Genomic DNA, 18,074 nt, shown 5'->3' on the forward strand with positions numbered 1-18,074 from the left:
GCCGCGTTCACCCCGCGTCGGGGCCGGCCAGCTGCTCCGCGAGCTCCTTCTCGTTGTCCTCGGAGAGCGAGGTCTTGAGGACGGTGCCGCCGAAGGGCGCCATCGCCGCCGCGAACCTGTCCTCCGTGACCTTGGAGGCCATGATGACCACGGCCGAGGAGCCGGGGTGGAGGATCTCCTGGACCTTGCCCCGGAACTTGCTGTCGACGCCCATCTGGTTCAGCTTGCCGATGAGGCCGCCGACCGCGGCACCCACCACGCCCATGGCCGGGGTGAGGATGACCATGCCGAAGACCATGCCCCACAGGGCGCCGGCGGTGGCCGACAGGGCCACTTCCTCGCTCCTCTTCGGCGTGTCGACGTGGGTCGTGCCGTCCTCGTCCACCGTGACGACGGCCAGACCGGTCAGGTCGACGACGTGCCCGTCCTTCAGTTTCTGCACCTCCGCGAACGCCTTGTCGGCGACCGCGCGTTCCTCGTAGCCGAGGATGATGAGCTCGGACATGTCTCTCCTTCGGAGGGGACGGCGCTACGACGCCGGGGGCGGTGCTCCGTTTCAGTACCGGAGCACTCCCGCGATGCGTCCCCGGCCGTTCAGGGCGTCGTCGGGCACGAAGCGGACCTCGGCCCCTGTCTCCAGGGCCTGTTCGACGATCTCGTCGACCATGTCGTCCCTGGCTCCCGCCTCCGCGGCGGCCGCGGGCTCCAGGTGGCCGCCCTCGTCCCGTACGACGGTCCGGTAGTTCTCCTCGACGGCGAGGAGACGCATCCGGCCGTCCTTCACGGCCTGCCACACCTCGTCGATGCCGCCGGCGTACGCGTGCCGGCCCCGCGCGGCGTCCAGTTCGGCGACGACGGTGGCCGTCGCGGCGGCTTCGCGCGCGGTACGGACCGGGTCGACGGCGTCCCGGACGGCGGCGGCCGGACCCGCGGCGAGTCCGCCGTGCTCGATCGTCAGGGTGTCGGGGCCCAGGGAGCCGAGCTCCCCGAGCAGCGCGAGCGCGGCGGACGAGCCGAGCACGTAGAGCGGCCGGGGTTCGGAGGCCAGCAGGACGCGCAGCTTCTCGTGCGCCTCGCGCAGGAACTGGCGGGTGGCCTCGTCCTGGAAGGTGCTGGGCAGGTCGCCGATGCGTTCCTTGCGCTCCGCGTCCGGGTCCTCCAGGCTGCGGGAGAGCGGGAAACCGTCCCCGGTGTGCTCGGCGGCGCGCTCGGCCCCGCCGTCCCACAGCGAGACCCGGTCGGCGGCGACGGCCAGCGCCCAGTACGGCTGCTCGGCGGCCTGCGCGGCGACCAGGTTCCGGGTGAGGAAGGTGTCGCTCAGGACGACGCGCTCGGGAACCTCACGGGCCACCGACCACACGTGGTGCTCCCCCGGTGCGACGAAGACCACGAGTCCGTCCTCGGCGTGCACCAGGTCGATCTCGGCCTCGGCCCTCCGCAGCTGGTCGAGCACGTCCGCCCGCCGCTCGCGCGACACGTCCGGGTCCTGCTGGACCGCCTTCTCCGCCTCGGCGATGAGGTTGCGCAGCCGGACGGGGTCCTGGGTGTTGTCGGGTTCGCGCCGGTGCGTCGGCATCACGAGGGAGAGCGCCGGGTACGGCCGGGGCTGCCGCAGCTTCGAGAGCGTGACCGGGGTCAGCACGGGATCCATGGGATGGCCTTCCTGGCGGGTCGGGCGGCTCGGGCCCTCCTGGTCGGGCGGCTCCGCCACGACACCGAAGCCACACGGAACGCGCGCCCCCACAGGGGCCCACAAGATCCCATCCTGCCCCTCCGCCCCCTTTCCCGCGACCGGGGAGGGGGCGGCGGGTGGCGGCGGCGTCGTCGTCTCAGACCGCGACCTGGCCCGGACCTACCGTCGGCGCCCCAGGGGCCGCGACGGCCGAACGAGGCACCAGGTGCACTCCACGGCCCGCCGCGAACCGGGTGAGGTCCCAGTCGACGCGCCAGCCCAACGGATCGGCCAGGGCCTCCACACCCCCGAGGCCGATGTCCCGGGAGGCGGAGGGAGCAGGACGACGGGTGACGGGTCCGCGGGGCTGTCGGTCGACCGCCCGACGCAGCACGGTGTCGGACCGCCTCGGCAGCGGCCCGTCTCCCCCCTAGCGCTTCACCGGGCCCACGGTCCCCACCACTTCGGCGGCAGCGGATCCGCCGGGGCCGAGGTCGGCTGGTCGGGGTGCAGTCCGAGCCGGCGGAGGGCGTCGGCACGGAAGCGGACGGCTATCGTGCCGTGCCAGTGTCCGTCGGAACGCACACCGCACATCAGGTCGATCCTCATCTCCTCGTCGGCGAACGGGTGCCAGTCGATGCCCCGGTCCCGCAGTCAAGCCACCATCAGATGGCCTGCCCGCGGGGCGCCGGCGACGTTCTCGTAGCGGAAGAGGGTCACCCATTCAAAAGTCTGGTCAGTCTGGTCGTCCATGCGGTCATCATGCCGCAACGCAGCGATCGGGCATACGGAGTTGTCGACGGTCTCAACGGAGGGTCGCCAGGACTCCACCCGCGTCCCGGCCGTCGGTGGCACCGTGATCCTCCGGGGCACGGCCTCCCCTACCGCGTGAGCGCGCCGCTCGCGCGCCTTCAGGCCACCATCGCCCTGGAGGGGCTGTTCGACCACTTCCCCGACCTGGACCTCGCCGTCCCCGAGTCCGAACCGGCCCATCAGCGCAGATTCAGCGGCACCAGCGTCGAGACATTGCCGGTCCGCCCGGCGCGCCCGACCCTGCGCTGAGGCCGACTCCGGCGGGAAATGGGTCACCGCGTGGCGCGTGCTCGCCAACTTTCCCTTGTTCCACCCGGTTCGGCGCACGCCGGCCCTAGGTTTCCTCAGGGGCGGCGGTGAGCGCCGCTCCGTCTGCCTGGACTTCCTCCGCGTCGGCTCCCGCCGACGGGCGGCGCGGAGGTCTCGCGGTCCGTCCGTGTGACGGACGGTGGCCGCGAGGTGGCCCTTCGGCCGGCGGGGTTCGCCGGCCGAAGGGCTCCGAAGGTGGCGTCAGACCATCAGCAGGAGCCTCGTCTGCGCGACCAGCTTCCGGTTCACGCTGGTGCTCTGGACGAAGATGGTGAACTCGTCGTTGTGGTCGGGCTTCACCCGTACCTCCTCGTTCGGCAGGCCGAGCAGGGCGCGCGCCTGCGGGCCCGTGTACACGCGGTCCGTCTTCTTCTCCAGGACCGCGATCTGCTTGCGCGCCTGGATCCGCTCGGCCTTGCTCAGCTGGTAGTACGCGCCGCCGGTCCGGTAGGTGTGCCCGCTCTCGACCACCCACTCGCGGATCCCCGCGTCGCGGGCCACCGGGATCAGCTCGAAGCTGGACGGGTCCGCCGCGGTGAGGCCGGCCGCCTCGATGGTCTGCTTGCTGACCGCCGCGCCGCCCGCGGCGAAGACGGACCGGGATCCCCGGATGCCCTTCGTGCGGCCCACCATGAACTTCTCGGTGGCCTCCTGGATGACCTGTCCGGCCTCTTCCAGGCCCTGCGTGCTCGTGGCGTCCCAGATGGCGATGTTGTCCGTCGGGAAGCCGCACTGCGTGGCCTCGCGCTTGCCCATCTGGTCGGGGACGAGGACCGCGAGCGTCCAGTTGTCCTGCTGCGTCTCGATCATCTTGGCCACGGCCCCGACGAGCGCGCGGGGGTCCTTCGTCGGCGCGTCCGGGGAGCGGTGGCTCGCGTTCTCCTGGCCGTCCGTCAGGACGAAGGTCAGGAAGCTGTGGTCGCCGTACAGCTGCGCCGTCTGGGCCAGCTCCCGCTGCGACTTCAGCGCCGCCGCGAGCAGCGCGGTCATCCCGCCGACCCGGTACAGCTGCTTCAGCGACGGCATCCGCAGCACGTCCTTGTCGTAGATGACGCACTCCACCTTGTCGGCGAAGACGTACACCGTGACCCGGGTCTCCTGGTCCAGCTCCCTCGACCGCCGCGCGAGGTACGCGATCTGCTGGTCGGCGACCTCGATGACCTTGTTCCGCAGGCGGGACATGGACGAGCTGGCGTCCAGCACGAGTGCCACGTGGTTGATGTAGTTCTGGGTCCCGGACATGACGTATCCCCCTCGTTCGGATCCCTCGTTCGGATCGATGTACCTACCGTCTCACCCACCACTGACAATCGATCAGTTGCACGAAGTGGGCTGGTGGGAGCAGGTTCCGGGGCCGGATGGCGAGGCACTCTTCGACGTCCTGGGCGGTACGAATCCGGAGAGCATCGAGCCGAAGGGCGGCTTCGCCGACTAGGGCAGATCCTTCTCCGTGGCGCCCTGCGTCCGGAGGTAGGCGGGCACGGAACCGTGGTGGCTGCGGATCCACAGGAGCGCGCGGTGGAGGTGTCCGGCCGCGACCGGCAGGGTGTTGTGCCCCCGGGAGGCCGACGGCTGTGCCGCGGACAGCCCCAGTTCGGTGTTGGACCGTACGAAGTCCGCCTCCATATCCGCCTCGGACGCCCCGAACAGCGCCTGGACGAGGGCGACGACGACGCCGGTCCGGTCCTTCCCCGAGGCGCAGTGCACGAGCACCGCTCCCCCGGCGTCGGCCGGCAACTGCCGCAGCACCGCCAGCACGGCACGGCCCGCCTGCTCCGCCATGGCCGGATAGAGCTCCATCTGCTCCCGCGGCCACCGCTGCTCGGCGAACACCGGAACGTGCAGGTGCCGGATGCCCGTACCGTGCAGGACGTCCGGCCGGTCGGCGACCTCGGGCCGGCTGCGCAGGTCGACGACCGCGCGCACCCCCAGCGCCTCCAGCCCGCGCGCGCCCTCCCCTGACATCGCGTGCAACGCGCCGGACCGGTAGAGGACACCACGCGGAAGCGCCCCCACTCCGCCGGCATCCCGGAAGTTCCGCACCCCGTCGATGCGGACCGATGCCGCCGCGCCCACCCCGTTGATCACCATCGGCTCACTGTACGTTCCCACGTTCGACGCGCTGTTCCGGGGATGCCGGGCAGCGGGACGGACGCAGCCCGGGCATGCCTGGTGCTTGTCCAGGCTGCGCGTCGCGGCGGGGGCGGCGTGCCGCGCTCGCGGGTCAGGCGGAGAACGCCTGGTGGAGGGCGTCGAGGCCGTTGCGGTAGATGCCGGTGAACAGTTCCTCGACCTCGGCGTCGGCGACGTTGTCGGGGGTGAAGCGGCCGGACCACTGGACCTCGGCGACGTCGTCCCGGCCGTCGACCGTGTGGACGCGGAGGGTGGAGATGTAGTCCGTGACCGGGAACGGCGCTTCGAGGATGGCGTAGCTGTAGTGGCGCTCGGCCTCGTTGAAGGAGAGCAGGCGCTCGATGATGACGTCGCCGTCGGGGTTGGTGAGGCGGCGGACCCTGCCGCCTTCGAGAGCGGTGCATTCGGGGATGTACGGGAGCCAGTCCGGGAGGGCGTCGAAGCCTCCGATGAGGTTCCAGACCTGCTGGGGCGAGGCGGGGACGATGCGGGAGACGGACGTGGAGGCCATGGTCGATTCTCCTGGGTCTGTGGGGTGGGGAACGAGAGTGTCAGGCGCCGTACGGGAGGGGGGCGGACGGGCTGACCAGGGCGGCGGCGCGCAGATCCGTCCAGAACGCGGCGGGGACGGGCTCGTTCAGGGCGGCGGTGTCCTCGGCGATCCGGCTGGGGCGGGTGGCGCCGGGGATGACCGCGGCGGCGGCCGGGTGGGCGAGGGAGAACTGGAGCGCGGCTGCCTTGATGCTCACGCCGTGCTTCTCGGCGAGCGCCTTCAGCCTGCCGACGCGCTCGACGATCTCGGCCGGGGCCTGCTGGTACTCGAAGTGGGTGCCGCCGGCGAGGATGCCGGAGCTGTACGGGCCGCCGACGACCATGTCGACGCCCTGCTCCTGCGCCATGGGGAGCAGGCGCTGGAGGGCGTGCTCGTGGTCGAGGAGGGTGTAGCGGCCGGCGAGGAGGAAGCCGTCGGGGCGCGGTTCGTCGAGGGAGAGGGTCAGCTCGATCGGCTCGGTGCGGTTGACGCCGAGGCCCCATGCCTTGATCACGCCTTCGTCGCGCAGCCGGGACAGGACGCGGAAGGAGCCGGTCCGGGCCTCCTCGTACTTCTTCAGCCACAGGTCGCCGTGGAAGTCCTGGGCGATGTCGTGGACCCAGACGATGTCGAGCCGGTCGGTGCCGAGGCGCTTGAGGCTGTCCTCGATGGAGCGCTCGGTGGCCTCGGCGGTCCACTCGTGGACCATCTTGTTGGGGTTGCCGTGCTCGAACAGCCCGCCCTTCTCGCCCAGTTCGCGGGCGGCGGTCTCGTGCTCGTCGAGGACGACCCGGCCGACCTTGGTGGACAGGACGTAGGCGTCCCGCGGCTTGGCGGCCAGGACCTCGCCGAGGCGGGTCTCGGCCAGTCCGGCGCCGTAGAAGGGGGCCGTGTCGTAGACGCGGATGCCGTGCTCCCAGGCGGCCTCGACGGTGGCGCGGGCCTCCTCGTCGGGGATCGCGCGGAACATGTTGCCGAGCGGGGCGGTGCCGAAGCCGAGACGGCCGGGGAGGATTTCCTTGAGCGACATGACGGTGCCTTCGTGTGGATGCGTGGGGGTGGCGTGAGGCGGGAAGGGTGCCGGTGCATGGCTCGCGCCCGCGATCACATGTAAATGCGAACGCGCCTTACATGCGTTAACAATAATTGCACACGCGGGTTAATGCAAGAGGGTGCGTCCTCCGCGAGTTCGTGCAGCAGCTCGTCGGCGCCTTCCAGGAACGGGCGAGGGGCTCCGTACCGGTCGATCGGTGAGGATCGGCCTGGCACGGAGCCCCTCGGGGGTGGGGGGAGCTGCGGGTCAGTTGAGCTCGTCCGGGTGCGGGCCCGTGCGGAGGTCGCGGTCGAGCGCGGTCATGGCCCGCATCTCCTCGGCCGTGAGCGCGAAGTCGAAGACCTCGAAGTTCTCGCGGATCCTGGCCGGGGTGACCGACTTGGGGATGACGACGTTGCCGAGCTGCAGGTGCCAGCGCAGGACGACCTGGGCCGGGGACTTGCCGTACCGGGCCGCCAGCTCGGCGACCACGGCGTCCTTCAGGACGGCGCCCTGGGCGAGCGGGCTCCACGCCTCGGTGGCGATGCCGTGCTCGGCGTGGAAGGCGCGCAGCTCCGCCTGCTGCAGGCCGGGGTGCAGCTCGATCTGGTTGACGGCCGGGGTCAGCTTCGCGCCGTCCATCAGGCGGGCGAGGTGGTCCGGCTGGAAGTTGGAGACGCCGGCCGCTCGGACGCGCCCTTCCTCGGCCAGGCGCTCCAGGGCGCGCCAGGAGTCGCGGTACAGGTCGCGGGCGGGAGTGGGCCAGTGGATGAGGTAGAGGTCGACGTGGTCGAGGCCCAGCTTCGCGAGGCTCGCGTCGAACGCGCGGAGTGTGGCGTCGTACCCTTGGTCGGCGTTCCACAGCTTGGTGGTGACGAACAGTTCCTCACGGGGCAGGCCGGAGGCGGCCAGCGCGCGGCCGACGCCGGCCTCGTTCCCGTAGATGGCAGCGGTGTCTATGCTGCGGTAGCCGGTCTCCAGAGCGGTGGTGACGGCGGCGGCGGTCTCGTCGTCAGGAACCTGGAAGACGCCGAAGCCGAGCTGAGGGATCTCGACGCCGTTGTTCAGCGTGACGGTGGGGACGGCGGGGGCGGTGGAGGGTGCCATGGTGCGGGGATCTTCCTTCACTTGGTGCGCGGGGTGAGGGTGTAGCGGACGGTCTGGGCACTGATGAGCCCGTCCCTGAAGACGAAGGTGTCGACGCCGTCGAGGACCTCGTGGGCGGTGCCGGTGGCGGTCCACTGGAGGAACAGGACGTCTCCGGCGAACCGCGGGGTCAGCCGCCATGCGGCGTCCGGCAGGTCGGCCAGCAGCCGCCCGATGCCTTCGCGTACGCCCGAGCGGCCGGTGAGGGCGCCTTCGGGGGTGACGAAAACGGCGTCCTCGGTGTAGTTGCGGCTGATCAGGTCGAGGTCACCGGTGCCGAGGCGCTCGCCGTGGTCGGCGAAGACCTCCTGCGGAGTACGGGTCATCGGGAGAGCTCCTGAAGTGCGGCGGTGGCGAAGCCGTGGTCCTGCTCGGGCGCGCCGCCACCGACGCCGATCGCGCCGATCAGGCGTCCGTCGCGGTGGACGGGGACGCCGCCGGCGATGAAGAGCAGCGGACGGTCCAGCGCGGTGGGCAGCGAGTGGAACGGCCCCTCCGGCTTGACGAGGTCGACCAGGTCGGCCGTGGGGGCGTCGAGCTGGAGGGCGGTGTACGCCTTGCGGGTGCTGGTCTCGCCCGAGATCAGCACCGCCCGGTCGTCCCGGCGGAAGGCGAGCAGGTGCCCGCCGGCGTCCAGGACCGTGACGCTGACGGTGACCCCGGCCGCCTCGGCGGCCCGGCGGGCGGCGGTGATCAGCGCCTCCGCTTCGGTGGTGGTCAGCGGGGTGACGGTGGTGGGAGCGGTAGCGGGGGCGGCAGTGGCGGTGGTGCTCATGGCGCTTCTCCTGGGGGCATGTGCGGATGGCGGGGAGGGGTGGGAGAGGGAGGGAAGAGGAGGAGGGAGAGAGGGAGGTCAGTGGTGAGCGGCCGTCCGGGCGGGGATTCCGGCGCTCTCGCCCGCCCCCGTCACGGCCGTCCCGGTCCCGCCCGCCCCCGTCCCTGCCGACGCGGTCTCGGCCGACGCCGTGGCGCGGCTACGGCGCTCCAGTGCGGCGGACCAGACGGCGAGGCCGAGGGCCGCGGCGGCGAGGACGGCGCCGACCCAGTTCGGGGCCGTGTAGCCGAAGCCGGCGGCGATGACGATGCCGCCGAGCCAGGCGGCGAGCGCGTTCCCGAGGTTGAAGGCGCCGATGTTGACGGCGGAGGCCAGGGTCGGCGCGCCGTGGGCCTGGTCGAGGACGCGCTTCTGCAGCGGCGGCACCGTGGCGAAGCCGAGCGCTCCCACTAGGAGGATGGCGACGGCGGCCAGGATCTTGTTGTGGGCGAGGACGGTGAACAACGCCAGCACGATCGCGAGCCCGCCGAGGGTGGTGTACAGCAGCGGCATCAGCGCACGGTCGGCGAACCGGCCGCCGAGCAGGTTGCCGCCGAACATGCCGATGCCGAAGAGGACGAGCAGCCAGGTGACCGCGCCTTCGGAGTAGCCGGCGACCTCGGTCATCATCGGCGCGATGTAGGTGATCGCGGCGAAGACGCCGCCGAAGCCCAGCACGGTCATCGCCATGGCGAGCAGGACCTGCGGGTTGCGGAACGCGGTCAGTTCCCGGCGCAGGTGGGCGCCCTCGGGGCGGGGCATGGCCGGCACCAGTTTGGCGATGCCGAGCAGGCCGACGACGCCGAGCGCGGAGACGATCGCGAAGGTGACGCGCCAGCCGACGGCCTGCCCGATGAAGGTGCCGAGCGGCACGCCGACGATGTTGGCGACGGTCAGGCCGGTGAACATGGTCGCGATGGCGCCGGCCTTCTTGTGCGGGGCGACCAGCTCCGCCGCGACCACGGATCCGATGCCGAAGAACGAACCGTGCGCGAGGGAGGCGATCACGCGGCCGGTGAGCATCAGCCCGAAGTTCGGGGCGAGCGCGGAGACCGCGTTCCCGATCACGAACAGGCCCATGAGCAACATGAGCATCCGCTTGCGGCTGACCTTGTTACCGAGGACGGTCAGCACCGGCGCGCCGATGACGACACCCAGCGCGTATCCGGTGACCAGCAGGCCGGCGGTGGGGATGGAGACACCGAAGTCGCCGGCGACCTGGGGCAGCACCCCCATGATCACGAACTCGGTGGTGCCGATGCCGAAGGCCCCGATGGCCAGGGCGAGGAGTGCGAGGGGCATGGGGTCGACCTTCTACGATTACTTGAGCAAGCTCCTTAGATGCTTAGACAATACTTGCAGACGCGCTATATCCGCAAGCGCCGTCAGCCCTCGCGCGACACCCTCACCCCATCCCTCAATGATTGCAACAGCCTCCTATAGGCCCTAGCCGGTAATTTCTTTCGCGCGTATCCTGGGTCCCGTTCCCCCGGAAGGAGACACCGAGCCATGACCGCCACGGACCCCGCCCTCACCGCCCTCGCCAGCGGATGGGGTGCGCTCTCCCTCCTGCACGGCAAGATCGAGACGCGGATCGAGCGCGCGCTCCAGAGCGGGCACGACCTGAGCGTGCGCGAGTACTCGCTCCTCGACGTGCTCAGCCGCCAGCACGACGGCGAGGGCGGCCACCTGCAGATGAAGCAGGTCGCCGACGCCGTCGTGCTCAGCCAGAGCGCCACCACCCGCCTGGTCTCCCGCCTGGAGGACCGCGGCCTGCTCTCCCGCTACCTGTGCCCCACCGACCGCCGCGGCATCTACACCGATGTCACCGAGTCCGGCCTGGCCCTCCTCGCCGAGGCCCGCCCCACCAACGACGCGGCCCTTCGCGAGGCACTCGGCGAAGCCGCGCGGAACCCGGAGCTCACCTCGCTGGTCGCGGCGGTGGAGGCCGTCGAGGCCCCGGCCGCGCCGGCCCCCGTCCACTGACCGACTGACGGACTGGCGGCCGAGCCCGCACGCGGATGCTTCCACCCGCCCGCCGGCGCGGCCGGAGGGAGGCCCGGGACCCCCACGCCTCCCTCCGGCCGGTCGACGCTACTTACCGCAGGTGACGTCCGCCCGTGGCAGTCGCCCGGTGCCCAGGTACGCGTTCACGTTCTCGTCCACGCAGGCGTTGCCGTAGAACCCGTACAGGCCATGGCTGTTGACGCCTTCGAGCGTCACCAGGCGCGAACTGGGGAGCAGTCCGCGCAGGGCGACGGCGCCGGGGTACGGGGTGCGGGGGTCGCCCGTCGCCGAGACGATCAGGGCGGGGACGTCGTGGCGGACCTCGGTGCGGCGCTCGCGCGGGCGCTCCCAGAACGCGCACGGGTTCAGGTTGTTCAGGGCGGGCCCGAAGACGGGGTGCTCGGCGCGGCTCGCCTCGATGGCCCGCCAGTACACCTCGGGGTCGCGCGGCGCGGCACCGTCCGCGCAGAGGATCGCCATCTGGGCGCTCGCCGACGCCGAGTCCACGTCGGTGAAGGAGTGCCGCAGCAGCCCGGCGAGGTCCGCCGACAGCGGCCCGGTCGGCCGCCCGGCCGCCGCGGTCCTGAGCAGGTTCACCGTGTCGGCCAGGAAGCCGCGGTTCTCGTCGCCGTCGTCCATGAGGGGCCCGAACAGCAGGAACGGCACCTGGGTGTCGTCCAGCCGGAAGGTGTCGGCGCCCTCCCCCAGCGTCAGCGGCGCCCGCCCGGCCGCCCCGGCGACCTCGCGGACGACTGCCAGCACCTGCGCCGCGGTCCCGCCGAGCCCGTACGTGGCGTCGCGGGCCGCCGTCCAGTCCGCCCAGTCGCCCAGGGCGTGCTCGCTCGGCCCGATCAGCGACGGCAGCATCGTCGGCCCGTACGCGCGCGGGTCGAGCGCGCCGTCGAGCACCATCCGGCCGGTGCGGCCGGGGAACAGCTGGCCGTAGACCGTACCGAGGTACGTGCCGTAGGAGACGCCCAGGTAGTTGAGCTTCCGCTCCCCCAGCGCGCCCCGGATCACGTCCATGTCCCGCGCGGTGTTCCGGGTGCTCGCGTGCGGGAGGAGGTCACCGGCGTTCGCCCGGCACTTGGCGGCCAGGTCCTTGTGCAGCGCCACCTGCCGGTCGAAGGCGGCCCGGCTGTTCCCCGCCGAGGTGAGCCCGCTGCTCACCGGCCACGCGCAGTCCAGCGGATCGCTCCGTCCGACGAACCTCGGGTCCATGCCGATGATGTCGTACCGCGCGGCGACGTCCTTGAGGGCGGCGCGCACACGCGGCGGCGCGCCGATCGTCGGCCCGCCCGGTCCCCCGTCGTTCAGCAGCAGCGCCCCGATCCGGTGCGCGCGGTCCGTGGCCTTGATCCGGGAGATGGCGACGGTGAGCGTACGCCCCTGAGGCCGCCGGTAGTCGAGCGGTACGGGGACGCCCGCGCACTCGGCCCCGGCGGCGGCGAGTTCCTGGCCCTCACGGTCGTCGGGCCCCAGGACACAGCTGCCCCAGCGGAGTTGCGGTACCGGCGGCGGAGCGGATGCGGCCGCCGCCCCCGTCGCGGTGACGCCGGAGATCGTGAAGGCCAGGGCCAACCCGGCGCCCAGTAAGGCGATATGAGGTCGTTTCATACGGAAGACGCTAGGTGTGGCCGGCGGGCCGGCACACGGGTGCCGGCCCCCGGGACGGAGGTGGGGCTAGCTCCCCACCCCGCTGGGCGCGGTGGCCGGCGTGAGGCTGCGGCGGAGGGCGCTGGGGGTGTGGCCGGTCCAGCGGGTGACGGCGCGGCGGAGGGCCCGGGCGTCGGCGTAGCCCGTGCGGCCGGCTATCGCGTCGGTGGTCTGGTCCGTGGTGGCGAGGAGACGAGTGACGCGCTCGCGCCGAGCGGTCTCGAGTTCGGCCCGCCAGGTCGTGCCGTGTTCTTCGAGGCGCCGTTGGAGGGTGCGGCCGCTGAGCCGCAGGCGTGCCGCGGCCGTGGCGAGGGTGATGTCGTGGCAGTCCCCGTCGACGGCGCTCTTGAGGACGGTACGGAAGAGATCGAGCCAGTCGTGCAGGGGCACGGCGTCGGCCAGGCCGAGTTCGGTGTTGTGGCGGAGGAGCGCCGACAGGCCCGGCTGGGCGTAAGGGCTCGGCGCGGTCAGGTCGGCGGTGCGGAACGTGAGCGAGCTGACCCGCTGCTCGAAGTCGACGGTCCGGGTACCGAAAAGCTCGGTCAGGGTGTCGTGGCGCCGCGGGGCCTGGGCGGCCAGGGCGACCCGGACCGGGGCGATCGACAGCCGGCGCGCCTCGCACAGGCGGCGCCAGACCACGCCGAGTATGTACGCCCGGACCGCGTTGGCGGCTTCGTAGGACAGGTCCGCGGCGTTCACGTGGCTGATGGTGACCTCCCGCCCGTCGTCCTCGACGAGGAGGCTGTGGCTGCGGACGTCACCGGCGGCGGCCAGGTAGTGGGCGGCGTCCCGGATCCCTTCGAGTGGCGTCACGGCGGAGGTGATGAGGTAGTCCCACGACCCCAGTCGCCCGAGCGCCGACTCCCGCGCCATGACCGCGGCGACCTCGGCCCACGGGGCCCGGGTCGTCATCAGCTCCCAGATCCGCCCGTTCGTGGCCGACGGCGTGCGGTACCGGTCACCGTGCAGATGCTCCGGCGCCAGCCCCAGCAGATCGACCCCCGCGCGCTCCTGGATGCCCAGGAGCGAGGCGCTGTGCAGCATGAGCCGGGTGAAGAACGCGGGCTTCGTGCCGGGATGGGTGTGCGATGCCGGGAGCGGCGCGGGAAGGCGGGGACCGGAGGGCGTCATCGGGTCGCTCACGCGGTCCGCCGCCGGTGCGCACGGGGCGGGCACGGGAGGTGGGCGGTGCGCCACATCGGCGCGCCATGCCCCCTCGTCGACGGGTTCGAGTCTCGGCTGTGTCGCGTGCACCTCAAAAGCGTCATCCTTGTTCTCGTGCCGAGCGTCCGGTGATCTTCCTGGTCACGGAGGCTACCGCGCGGGCGCGTCCCGATGGGGCGACCCCGCCTCTTCCACGCCCTTGCCCCACCAGGTATCTTGCATTGCATGGAACCAGGTGATTCGACCAAGCAGGCCCGGGCTGCCGCCCAGCTGCGCAAGGGCGTCTTGGAGTACTGCGTACTCGCCCTGATGCGGGACCGTCCCCGCTACGGCGTCGAGCTCCTGCGCGCCCTGGAGGAGTCGGGGGCGCTCGCCACCGGCCAGGGCACGGTCTATCCGCTGCTCTCCCGACTCCGCCGCGACGACCTGGTCAGCACGACCTGGCAGGAGTCCGAGTCCGGGCCGCCCCGCCGCTACTACGCGCTCACCGACAGCGGCCGGGCCGCGCTCGACGAGTTCACCCGCGTCTGGCCCGGCTTCCGCGACGCCGTCGACGCCTTCCTCAGCACCCCGCACGACCTCAACGGAGACCCCGCATGAAGATCTCTGCCGACCCCGTACGCGACTACCTCGCCGCAGTCGAGCGCGAGGCCTCCACGCTCCCCGCCGACCGGCGCCAGGAACTCCTCGCCGACCTCGCCGAGCACATCGAGGTGACGCGCGCCGAGCGCCCCGACGCCGCGATCGGCGAAGTCCTGGCGGCGCTCGGGGACCCCCGTACGATCGCGGCGACGGCACTGTCCGAGGCGGGCGGCAGGGCCGCCGGGGCCCCGTCGGGAAGCGGCGCGGCGACGACGCCCGCGCGGCGCGGCAAGGTGCACCCCCTGGTGCCGCTCGCCCTGCTCACCTTCTCCCTGCCCTTCATCATGGTCTTCCCCGACCTTCCCGGACCGCTGTTCGGCGTCCTGTTCCGGATCGTCGGCGCCGTGCTGCTGTGCACGTCGGTGCACTGGACCGGCGTCCAGAAGACCACCGGCGTCCTGCTCACCGCTGTCGGGCCGAGCGTCGTCATCGCCACCTCGAACCTGTCCGACGGCGGCCCGGCGGCCGGCATCCCGGCCTTCCTCTTCAACCTCGGCATGCTCGCCGTGGTGGCCGGCTCCGCGGCCTGGCTCTGGCGCGCCCGTCGCGTCTGACATCTGACACGGCTCCGCGGCTCGGAGGAGGGGACCGCTTCAGGCGGTGGGCTCGCTGCGGGCCGCGCCCCTGTACGTGCGGATCTCGACCGGGACGACGGAGGTGCGGGATCCCCGCTTCACCGACGGCGCGTCGAGGCGTTCCACGAGCATGCGGGCCGCCCTGCGGCCCACCTCCTCCGCGTCGTACGCCGCGACGGTGAGCGGGGCGTCCAGGAGGTCCGCGGTGTCGACGTCGTCGAAGCCCGCGACCGCCACGCGGGCGCCGGATGCCTGCGCGGCGCGCAGGACGGCGAGGGTGTTGCGGTTGTTGGCGGTGACCACGGCGGTGGGCCCGGCCGTCAGAAGGTCGCGGGCGGCCCGCAGCGCCTGGACCGGGTCCGTTCCGCACTGCCGGACGAGTGCGGGATCGTGCGGCACGGCCGCCTCGTCGTGGGCGGCCAGGAAGCCGCGAAGGCGTTCCGAACTGGTGTAGACGGCCTCCGCGTTCCCGAGGAAGGCGATGCGGCGGTGCCCTTCGGCGATGAGCCGGTGGGCCAGGGACCGGCCGCCGCCGAAGTCGTCGACGAGGACGCAGTCGGCCTCGTGGCCGACGGGGGGCCGGGCCACCAGGACCGCCGGAGTGCCCGCGGTGTGCTCGGGGCGCAGATGCGCGTGGTCCTCACCTGCGGGCACGACGATCAGCCCTTCCACGCGGCGCCCGACGAAGTCGGCGGTCAGCGCGCGCTCCTTCGCCTCCTTGTCGGCCGTGTTGGCGACGACGGTGAGGAGTCCGTGCCGCTCCAGCTCCGATTCGAGGCCGAGGGCGAGGCGGGAGTAGAAGGGGTTGGCGAGGTTGGTGACCATCAGCGCCACCAGGCGGGTGCCTTGGCCCAGGCGTAGCGCCCGCGCGTTCTCGTTGAGCCGGTAGCCGAGCGCGGAGACGGCGGAGAGCACCTTCCCGCGGGCGGACTCGCTGATACGGGGGTCGTCCCGGAGCACGCGCGAGACGGTCATGCTCGACACCCCCGCGCGTGCCGCGACGTCACGCATGGTGGGCTTGCTCGGCTTGCCGCCGGGCTCGTCGCCGGCCTTGGCGCTTCCCGCGCCGGAGTCTCTGCTCGTCGTGGGCTCGTCGGGCTCGTCGATCCCGTCGCGCTTGCCGGTCCCGTCGCGCCTGCCGGGCCCGTCCCGCTCGTCGGTCCCGTCGCGCTCGTCGCGCTCACTGCTCGTGTCCCGCGGTGGCATCGTGCTGCCCTGCTTCCGTCCGGTGCTGCCGTACCCAGTATCGGCGGCCGGAGCCCACGGGAGTCGTTCCGCAGACGCAGAAGGGCCGATCGGCCGCCGGAGAAAGGTCTTTCGCCCACCCTTCCGGCCTCTCCCAGCCACCTATGTTATCGATAACTCGCAATGAGGCGAGGCTGAGGAATCGAGACCCGAATGCCTTCTCCCCACACGCCCCGACCCGGCCGGACACCCTCCGGCCCGGATCGGGAGGCGACCGCCGAGACGCCCGCCGAGACGCCTGGCGCGGCGACTGGCGCGGCGCCCGCGCTCCGGCTCGTAGCGATCACCGCGTGCCCCACGGGCATCGCCCACACCTACATGGCGGCCGAGAAGCTCCAGCAGGCCGCCGACGCGGCCGGGCACTCCATCAAGGTCGAGACGCAGGGTTCGATCGGCGCCGAGAACGTCCTGACGGCGGCGGACGTCGCCGCGGCCGACGGTGTGGTCATCGCCGCCGACAAGGACATCGACCTGGGCAGGTTCGGCGGCAAGCGCATCGTCGTCGCCTCGGTCGCCGACGGCATCCACCGCCCCCTGGAGTTGATGGAGCGGACCAGGACGGCCCCGGTGTCCGGCACGACGGGACCGTCCGCGGCCCCGGCGGGTGGCGGACGGGAACGCGGCGTGGTCTACAAGGCCCTGATGAACGGCGTCAGTTACATGATTCCGTTCGTCGTCGTGGGCGGTCTGCTGATCGCCATCGCACTCGCCCTCGGAGGCACCCCGCAGGCCGAAGGCGGTCTGGTCATCCCCGACGGCTCGCCCTGGAAGCACGTCTTCGACATCGGCGTCATCGGCTTCCAGCTGATGGTGCCCATCCTCTCCGGATACATCGCGTACGCCATCGGGGACCGGCCCGCGCTCGTGCCCGGCATGATCGGCGGCTGGATCGCCAACACCGGTGCCCTGTACGGATCCGAGTCCGGCGCGGGCTTCATCGGCGCGATCGTCACCGGCTTCCTCGCCGGCTACCTGGTGCTGGGGATCAAGAAGGTCCCGGTGCCGAAGTTCGCGCAGCCGATCATGCCGATCATCGTGATCCCGATCGTCGCGACCACGACCCTCGGCATGTTCTTCATCTACGCGCTCGGCAAACCGATCGCGGGGGTCTTCGGCGCCCTCACCTCCTTCCTGTCCGGCCTGACCGGCGGCAGCGCCGCGCTCCTCGGCGTGGTCATCGGGCTGATGCTCGCCTTCGACATGGGCGGCCCGGTGAACAAGACCGCCTTCCTCTTCGCCACCGGACTGATCGCCGAGGGCAACCTGCAGGTGATGGGCATGTTCGCCGCCGGCGCCTGCGTCCCGGCCTGCGGCATGGGCCTGGCGACGCTGATCCGCCGCCGGCTCTTCGACGAGCAGCAGCGGGAGGCCGGGCTCGCCGCCCTGTTCATGGGCTTCTTCGGGATCGCCGAAGGAGCGATCCCCTTCGCCGCCGCCCGCCCCGCCCAGGTCATCCCGGCCAACATGCTCGGCAGCGCGGTCGCCTGCGGCCTCGGCGGCGCCTTCGCCGTCACCGGCGCGGTGCCGCACGGCGGCCCGATCGTCGCCCTCATGGGCGCCATCGGCGGGGTCCCCCTCTTCTTCCTCGCCGCCGGCATCGGCACCGTCGTCACCGCGGTCACCGCGGTCGGGCTGCTGGAGCTCAGCGACCGGCGGGCCGCCGGGCGTACGACGGCCCGTGCGACGGGCCGTCCGACGGGCCTCACGGCGGGCCTTACCGAGGACTCTTCCTTCCTCCTCTCCCCCGTGCCCGCGCCCGCGTTCGCCGCCGCCTCCGTCTCCGCCTCCGCCCCCATGGCTGCCGCTGCGGCTGCGCCGCAGGCCACGCTCCCCGCCCAGGTGTTCGCCGAGGCGGCCGTGGAGCCCTCGACCCGCTCCGCCCTCGGCGGCGCGCTGACCCGCGACACCGTCACGACCTCCCTCGCCGCCCACGACAAGCCGGCCGCGCTGCGCGAACTCGCCGATCTCCTGGGCCGCTCCGGGTGCGTCACCGATCCGGGCGCCCTGGTCCGGGCCGCCGAGCGGCGCGAGGAGTTGAGCACCACGGCGCTCGGCGACGGCATCGCGATCCCGCACGCCAAGACCGACGCCGTCGAGCGGCCCGTCGTGGGCTACGCCCGCAGTGAGACGGGCATCGACTGGGGTGCGCCCGACGACATACCCGTCCGCGACCTCTTCATGATCGCCGTCCCGGAACGGATGGCCGGGGACGAGCACTTGCGCCTGCTGGCCGCGCTCGCCCGCAAGCTGGCCGATCCCGGCTTCCGGGCCCGCCTGAGCGCCGCGACGACGACGGACCGGACCCTGACCGTCCTTGAGGACGTGGCATGACC

The 18,074-nt window shown here is 72.4% G+C and carries 18 protein-coding genes and 1 pseudogene; 5 read left to right on the plus strand and 14 right to left on the minus strand.

The genetic code is table 11. The features are described 5' to 3' along the window. Window positions 1–7: 7 nt before the first annotated feature. The 3 genes from AB0Q96_RS17785 to AB0Q96_RS17795 all read right to left on the minus strand — a co-directional run bounded on the left by AB0Q96_RS17785 (window position 8) and on the right by AB0Q96_RS17795 (window position 2,281). Window positions 8–505 (minus strand): DUF1269 domain-containing protein, encoded by a 498-nt coding sequence (locus tag AB0Q96_RS17785; protein WP_365326380.1) that lies wholly within the window; start codon window positions 503–505, stop codon window positions 8–10. Between the two features lie 51 nt (window positions 506–556). Further along, window positions 557–1,651, minus strand: a complete 1,095-nt coding sequence (locus tag AB0Q96_RS17790; protein ID WP_365326382.1) for a chemotaxis protein — start codon at window positions 1,649–1,651, stop codon at window positions 557–559. Window positions 1,652–2,110: 459 nt separating this feature from the next. After that, the gene (locus tag AB0Q96_RS17795; RefSeq protein ID WP_365326384.1) at window positions 2,111–2,281 is read right to left on the minus strand and encodes a hypothetical protein; all 171 of its coding nucleotides are present in this window, start codon (window positions 2,279–2,281) and stop codon (window positions 2,111–2,113) included. 258 nt (window positions 2,282–2,539) lie between these two features. Between AB0Q96_RS17795 and AB0Q96_RS17800 the strand changes: the two are divergent. Continuing rightward, window positions 2,540–2,734: pseudogene (locus tag AB0Q96_RS17800) on the plus strand (cytochrome P450); the annotation flags it as partial. Between the two features lie 261 nt (window positions 2,735–2,995). Here the strand turns inward: AB0Q96_RS17800 and AB0Q96_RS17805 are convergent. The 8 genes from AB0Q96_RS17805 to AB0Q96_RS17840 form a co-directional block, all read right to left on the minus strand. Beyond that, window positions 2,996–4,036, minus strand: coding sequence for a vWA domain-containing protein (locus tag AB0Q96_RS17805; protein WP_365326386.1), 1,041 nt, complete (start codon window positions 4,034–4,036; stop codon window positions 2,996–2,998). Between the two features lie 189 nt (window positions 4,037–4,225). Next, window positions 4,226–4,885 (minus strand): tyrosine-protein phosphatase, encoded by a 660-nt coding sequence (locus AB0Q96_RS17810; RefSeq protein ID WP_365326388.1) that lies wholly within the window; start codon window positions 4,883–4,885, stop codon window positions 4,226–4,228. Window positions 4,886–5,018: 133 nt separating this feature from the next. Beyond that, entirely contained in the window at window positions 5,019–5,438 is a 420-nt protein-coding gene (locus AB0Q96_RS17815) for an SRPBCC family protein (RefSeq protein ID WP_365326389.1), read from the minus strand. 40 nt (window positions 5,439–5,478) lie between these two features. Next, entirely contained in the window at window positions 5,479–6,489 is a 1,011-nt protein-coding gene (locus tag AB0Q96_RS17820; protein ID WP_365326391.1) for an aldo/keto reductase, read from the minus strand. Window positions 6,490–6,759: 270 nt separating this feature from the next. Continuing rightward, window positions 6,760–7,599, minus strand: coding sequence for an aldo/keto reductase (locus tag AB0Q96_RS17825; RefSeq protein ID WP_365326393.1), 840 nt, complete (start codon window positions 7,597–7,599; stop codon window positions 6,760–6,762). 17 nt (window positions 7,600–7,616) lie between these two features. Beyond that, on the minus strand, window positions 7,617–7,964 hold the full coding sequence (locus AB0Q96_RS17830) for a nuclear transport factor 2 family protein (protein ID WP_365326395.1): 348 nt from the start codon (window positions 7,962–7,964) through the stop codon (window positions 7,617–7,619). Then, window positions 7,961–8,413 (minus strand): heme-binding protein, encoded by a 453-nt coding sequence (locus AB0Q96_RS17835; RefSeq protein ID WP_365326397.1) that lies wholly within the window; start codon window positions 8,411–8,413, stop codon window positions 7,961–7,963. Before AB0Q96_RS17835 ends, AB0Q96_RS17830 begins: the two co-directional genes overlap by 4 nt. A 78-nt stretch (window positions 8,414–8,491) precedes the next feature. Then, window positions 8,492–9,754 carry an MFS transporter gene (locus AB0Q96_RS17840; protein ID WP_365326399.1) on the minus strand — a complete coding sequence of 421 codons (1,263 nt, stop codon included), beginning with the start codon at window positions 9,752–9,754 and terminating at the stop codon, window positions 8,492–8,494. Window positions 9,755–9,961: 207 nt separating this feature from the next. On the opposite strand from AB0Q96_RS17840, the gene AB0Q96_RS17845 reads away from it, so the two are divergent. Then, window positions 9,962–10,438, plus strand: a complete 477-nt coding sequence (locus tag AB0Q96_RS17845; protein ID WP_365326401.1) for a MarR family transcriptional regulator — start codon at window positions 9,962–9,964, stop codon at window positions 10,436–10,438. Window positions 10,439–10,546: 108 nt separating this feature from the next. On the opposite strand, the gene AB0Q96_RS17850 is transcribed toward AB0Q96_RS17845, so the two are convergent. Continuing rightward, window positions 10,547–12,076: an alpha/beta hydrolase gene (locus tag AB0Q96_RS17850; RefSeq protein WP_365326403.1), complete on the minus strand. Its 1,530-nt coding sequence runs from the start codon at window positions 12,074–12,076 to the stop codon at window positions 10,547–10,549. Window positions 12,077–12,142: 66 nt separating this feature from the next. Beyond that, on the minus strand, window positions 12,143–13,258 hold the full coding sequence (locus AB0Q96_RS17855; protein ID WP_365326405.1) for a helix-turn-helix domain-containing protein: 1,116 nt from the start codon (window positions 13,256–13,258) through the stop codon (window positions 12,143–12,145). Between the two features lie 246 nt (window positions 13,259–13,504). Between AB0Q96_RS17855 and AB0Q96_RS17860 the strand changes: the two genes are divergently transcribed. After that, window positions 13,505–13,879, plus strand: coding sequence for a PadR family transcriptional regulator (locus AB0Q96_RS17860; RefSeq protein WP_365326407.1), 375 nt, complete (start codon window positions 13,505–13,507; stop codon window positions 13,877–13,879). Continuing rightward, entirely contained in the window at window positions 13,876–14,475 is a 600-nt protein-coding gene (locus tag AB0Q96_RS17865) for a hypothetical protein (protein ID WP_365326409.1), read from the plus strand. The genes AB0Q96_RS17860 and AB0Q96_RS17865 overlap by 4 nt, the downstream gene beginning before the upstream one ends. A gap of 39 nt (window positions 14,476–14,514) precedes the next feature. On the opposite strand, the gene AB0Q96_RS17870 is transcribed toward AB0Q96_RS17865, so the two are convergent. Then, window positions 14,515–15,702 carry a LacI family DNA-binding transcriptional regulator gene (locus AB0Q96_RS17870; protein ID WP_365326411.1) on the minus strand — a complete coding sequence of 396 codons (1,188 nt, stop codon included), beginning with the start codon at window positions 15,700–15,702 and terminating at the stop codon, window positions 14,515–14,517. Window positions 15,703–15,894: 192 nt separating this feature from the next. Between AB0Q96_RS17870 and AB0Q96_RS17875 the strand changes: the two genes are divergently transcribed. Further along, window positions 15,895–18,072 (plus strand): fructose-specific PTS transporter subunit EIIC, encoded by a 2,178-nt coding sequence (locus tag AB0Q96_RS17875; protein ID WP_365326413.1) that lies wholly within the window; start codon window positions 15,895–15,897, stop codon window positions 18,070–18,072. Window positions 18,073–18,074 lie beyond the last annotated feature (2 nt).

This window comes from Streptomyces sp. NPDC093111, from assembly GCF_040683955.1.
In the GTDB taxonomy this organism is placed as follows: domain Bacteria; phylum Actinomycetota; class Actinomycetes; order Streptomycetales; family Streptomycetaceae; genus Streptomyces.